Source organism: Agromyces sp. P1_H4, from assembly GCF_056405255.1.
This window is the reverse complement of sequence record NZ_JBFUCL010000320.1, coordinates 1-4,447: the sequence shown is the minus strand read 5'-3', so window position 1 is coordinate 4,447 and position 4,447 is coordinate 1. Positions and strand designations below refer to the sequence as shown.

Annotated in this window: 3 protein-coding genes and 1 pseudogene; 2 read left to right on the top strand and 2 right to left on the bottom strand. The window is 65.6% G+C overall.

Features of this window, described 5'->3' with window-relative positions:
- Positions 1–342 (top strand): annotated as a pseudogene (locus tag AC1DY2_RS16195) (sodium:calcium antiporter); the annotation flags it as partial.
- A 74-nt stretch (positions 343–416) separates the two neighbouring features.
- Positions 417–989, top strand: a complete 573-nt coding sequence (locus AC1DY2_RS16190) for a YceI family protein (RefSeq protein WP_476763353.1) — start codon at positions 417–419, stop codon at positions 987–989.
- A gap of 306 nt (positions 990–1,295) precedes the next feature.
- Here AC1DY2_RS16190 and AC1DY2_RS16185 read toward each other — a convergent pair whose 3' ends face one another.
- Complete coding sequence (locus AC1DY2_RS16185; RefSeq protein WP_476763352.1) at positions 1,296–2,372, bottom strand: family 43 glycosylhydrolase; 1,077 nt, start codon at positions 2,370–2,372, stop codon at positions 1,296–1,298.
- The coding region (locus AC1DY2_RS16180) for a hypothetical protein (RefSeq protein WP_476763351.1) at positions 2,363–4,447 on the bottom strand (2,085 nt) is incomplete at its 5' end. The genes AC1DY2_RS16180 and AC1DY2_RS16185, both read right to left, overlap by 10 nt.

Below are 4,447 nucleotides of genomic sequence, written 5' to 3'. Positions count from 1 at the left end.
TTCCTGGCGCTCGCGACGTCGCTTCCCGAGATCTCCACGGGGCTTCAGGCGGTGAAGCAGGGCGACGACGACCTCGCCGTCAGCGACATCTTCGGCGGCAACGCGTTCCTCCCGGTGCTCTTCCTGGTCGCCACCCTGATCACCGGCAGGGCCGTGCTCCCCGACGCCGGAGCGGCCGACATCTACCTCACCGCGCTCGGAGCGCTCCTCACGCTGGTCTACGTAGTCGGACTCGTCTTCCGCCCGATGCGACGCGTGCTCGGAATGGGCGTCGATTCGCTGGTCGTGCTGGTGCTCTACGTCATCGGCATCGTGGGCCTGTTCGCCATCGGCGGCGGCTGAGGGCGGGGGTGGAGCATTCGATCAGCCCGCGGATGACAGACTGTTCGGGTCCGTGCAACGACTCAGGGGAGATCATGACCGACAATCGACCAGACCTCAGCGGCGACTGGGACCTGGACCCCGCCCACACTCGCATCGGCTTCTCGGCCAAACACGCCATGGTGGCCAACGTCCGCGGTGCCTTCAACGACGTCACCGGCAGCCTGCACGTCGATTTCGACGACACGACCAAGTCGACCGCCGAGATCGTGCTCAAGGTTGCCAGTGTGGACACCCGCAACACGCAACGCGACGACCACTTGCGCAGCGCCGACTTCTTCAACGCGGAGAAGTGGCCCGACGTCGTCTTCACGAGCAGCAGGATCGAGGAGGTGGGCGACAACGCCCTCGTCGTCTCGGGCGACCTGACGATTCGCGACGTCACGAAACCGATCACCATCCCGATCGAGTTCACCGGCGTGGAGACCGACGCCTTCGGAGCGCTGCGTGCCGGATTCGAGGGCACGCGGCGCATCGACCGCCGGGAGTACGGCCTGGAGTGGAACATGCCGCTCGACTCAGGCGGCTGGCTCGTCTCGGAGAAGATCACGCTCGAGTTCGAGATCTCGGCGATCAAGCGGGAGAGCGACGCGCAACAGGCCGCCTGAGGTGGGGGCCTGAGCTCGCACACGAATCGCCCCGTCTCCATCGGCCGGAGACGGGGCGTTCTCTCGCTATGGCGGACTCGCGACGTTTCGGTGCAGATGTCTCCACACCTTGACGCCTGCCCCTCAGCAACGGCGCTTCCGACATGAAGAAGCCCCGGCGGATCTTGCGATCTACCGGGGCTTCTCTGGTCGGGCTGACAGGATTGAACCTGCGACCCCTTGGGGGATTCACCCCGTCTCGGGTCATCACCGGTAGTCTCGGGAACTCGCGGAGCTCCTGCTCGTCGCGTCGAATTCGCCGCTCTGCTAGTCGAAGTCTTCGATGCGCCACTCGTCGTGCCAGTCGATGCGCGGAATCTCCCCCTCGAACAGGATGGGGAGCCAGACGTAGTCCGCGATCGCGGTGTTCTCGCCGCCACCAGCAGCCATCACTGCACCCATGCTCGCGGCTTGCTCGGGTGGCATCTCCGGACGAGGCGCACCCTGCGCCATGGCCGCGACGCTGTCATAGACGTTGGGCATGTCGTCTGGCAGCTGTGGCAGCCATCGGTCGGCCATCGCAATGTAGAGATCCTGCTTGTGGGGGTGCTTGAAGACGCAGCTGATCTGGGATCGGAATGACGTATGCGTCGGATCGTCCGGATGCGCATCCCCAAGCACCGTCCATGGCCCGTGGTAGTCGGGCGCGCTTGCGAACTCGGAGAAGTTCGGGAAGTACCCCGTCGAGCCGGAGGTGACCAGGTAGTGGGTTCCGCTCCTTTCGAAGTGGGCGGGCGCCTCACGCGTGAACGGTGGACTCGGGTGAGGGAAATGCGTCGAGTACTGCCCCGTCACATCCGTGTAGTCGTCGGTCAGGTCCGCGCAGATGAGGTCGGTGTGCACCTTCTCGAAGTAGTAGTAGGCCTTCCGAGTGGCCGGGTCGACGACGAGGTCGAAGTCGCCTGCGCTCATCCCCAACGGAGTCAGTCCGGCACGCGCGATCTCGTAGGGGCCGAGCAGCGAGTCCGACGTGAGCACGGTCGAGGCCTGGGTGTCGTGGGCGCCCTCCCCCATGACCTTGAGCCAGCAGACGTACTTGCCGGTGGCCTCGTTGAAGATGATGTGGGGGCGGTCCATCTTCTGAACGGGGTGCAAGGGCGAGTTCGGGTCATCCAACACCGGAGGGACGATCAGGCCGAGGTCGTCCCACTTGTAGAGGTCAGTGGAGGCGTACGCGCGAACACCCCAGTGCCAGTTGCCGCTGCCTGGTGTCGTGTACTCCTTGTTCTCGCCGTACCAGTAGAACGTGTCGTTCTCGAAGAACAGGGATCCGCCGTGGGCTTGGATGCGGTACCCATTGGTGTCGAGCCAGATTTCACCGGGACGGATCGAGTTCATGGCCATGGAACGAATCCTTCGGTTGCGACGTCCCAGGGATCCGGGAAGCCGGTGGTGGCGAGCATGGAGACGGCCGCGAGGAGTGAGCCGTTGCCGGGGAGGTAGATGGGGAGGATGGATCCCATCTGAGCGTTGTGGCCGACGAGGGTGAACTGGTTCTTGATCTCGTCGCGGAGCAGAGCGTCGATCGCGAGGTCGGGGCGACCGAGACGTGATGCCGTCATCGCTATGATGGGGAAGTCCCAGCCCCATGCCGAAGGCCACTCCCAATCCCCGAGCACGTCGAGGAGGGTCGCCACCATGATCTCGGGATCGATGATCGGAGTGGGCGGTACGACGCCGAACGCCGCGAGAAGTGCGGGGTGGTCGTCGCGTCGCAGGAACGGCTCGGTTGCGATCGCCGTGTAGTGGTCGCCCTCGATGTGCGGTCGGGCGAGCCCGTCCTGCACCRTCGACCACTCGGCTTCGCGCGCCAGCCCGGAGCGCTCCCTCCAGAGCTGGGCGATCTCGAGTCCCCACCACCAATAGGCGAGCTCGTAGGTGGGGTCTTCGGTTGTCGTCACATCGTAGAACTCCTGCGCCGGCATGATCGGCGGCAGCAGGTGGAACTCGTCGTCGCGCTCGGTCGCGAATGCGGCCATGAACGTGGCGGTCTCCTCCACCAGCTCGGCGAATTCGAGAGTCAGGGCGCTGCGCTTCTCGGGAGCGGATGCGCGCCAGATCAGTTCCAGCAGGTACAACACGTGGGGCTGCTGCCAGACCAGGAACGAGCCGATCGGATCGGGGCTTTCGCGGCCATCCGGACCGACCTGCTTGGGCCACCGTGCCCCCGGGTATCCCTGGCCTGATGCAGTGGCTCTGGCTCGGGGAAGGATCGAGAGGTACCAGCCGAGACTGCGTTCGAGGAGCTCCGGGCGGCCCCAGGTCGTGAAGTGCGCCGCGTGCCAGAAGTGCATCTCGAGGTGGGCCTTGCCCGACCAGGAGTTCGTGGTCAGTCCGGTCTCGGCGGGCGGCATCACCCCAGCGGAGTTCACGGCGGTGAGGTACTGGGAGAGCACGACCCGACGTTCGAGTTCGTGTGCCCGTGCATCTGCCGTGTCGTGGAAGTCGATCGCCGCCCCGGAGAGCCAGAAGCGCTCCCACGACGTCGCCGCCGCCGCCGCGACGGCGTCGAATGACGGGAGCACTCCCCCGTCGTTCTGGGCGAAGCGCACGACCACGTCGAGTGATTCTGCGTCCGTCACCAGTTCGAACTCATGAGGCGCAGTCTGGGTGATCGATCCGCTGCTGGATTCGACGGCCACGAGGTAGGCAGTAGCGTCGAGCTTCCGCGAGATCGTGGCCCGAGACCCCTCGGCCGCGATCGTCGAGGTGTGGCGGTCGGGATTCTGCCAGTCCGACGTCTGGAAGAATCCCGGATGCGCGTAGGGGAACCGGAGCGAGATCCGCAGGCGGCCGCTGCTGAGCAGTGGGGACTGGACGCGGAAGGCAACGACCGAGTCATCGGGGGCTGCCACCGTCGACACGTGCACCGACTCGTCGTCGTAGCGGAATCGGCTTGTGATGGTCCCCGACCACAGATCGAGCAGCTGCACGGTGTCGGTCAGAACCTCTGGTCCGACGGAGACCGACTCGCCGTTCGCCTCGTGGAATGAGAAGCCGATTCGGCCGAGGTCGAGTCGTTGGGGATTCGCGTTGAGCCAGGCGCCCGGCCGGTTCTCATCGCTGACCTGACCGCGCATCGCGCCTTCCATGTCGTGGCGATCGGGATACCGCACGGGTCCGCGATCGGTGACGTGCTCGGACATCGCGTCCTTGAGCACGTAGCCTTCCGGGTTCGGCATCTCGTGCCATCCCCAGGTGCTCATGGTCGCCGTGTTGATCGCGGCGCCGCCCTGCATGATCGCCGTGGCCTGGTCGTGGAACGTCGTGAAGGTCTGCATTCCGGTGATGTCGCACGTGTAGGCGAAGTCGCCGTTGCCGACCGTGAGCACGGACTCGGGGTCAGGAACCGTGAGCGTCACGTCGTGGCGCTGCACGACGGCTCGGCGGTCGATCGGGCGGTCAGCGTGGGGCATGGC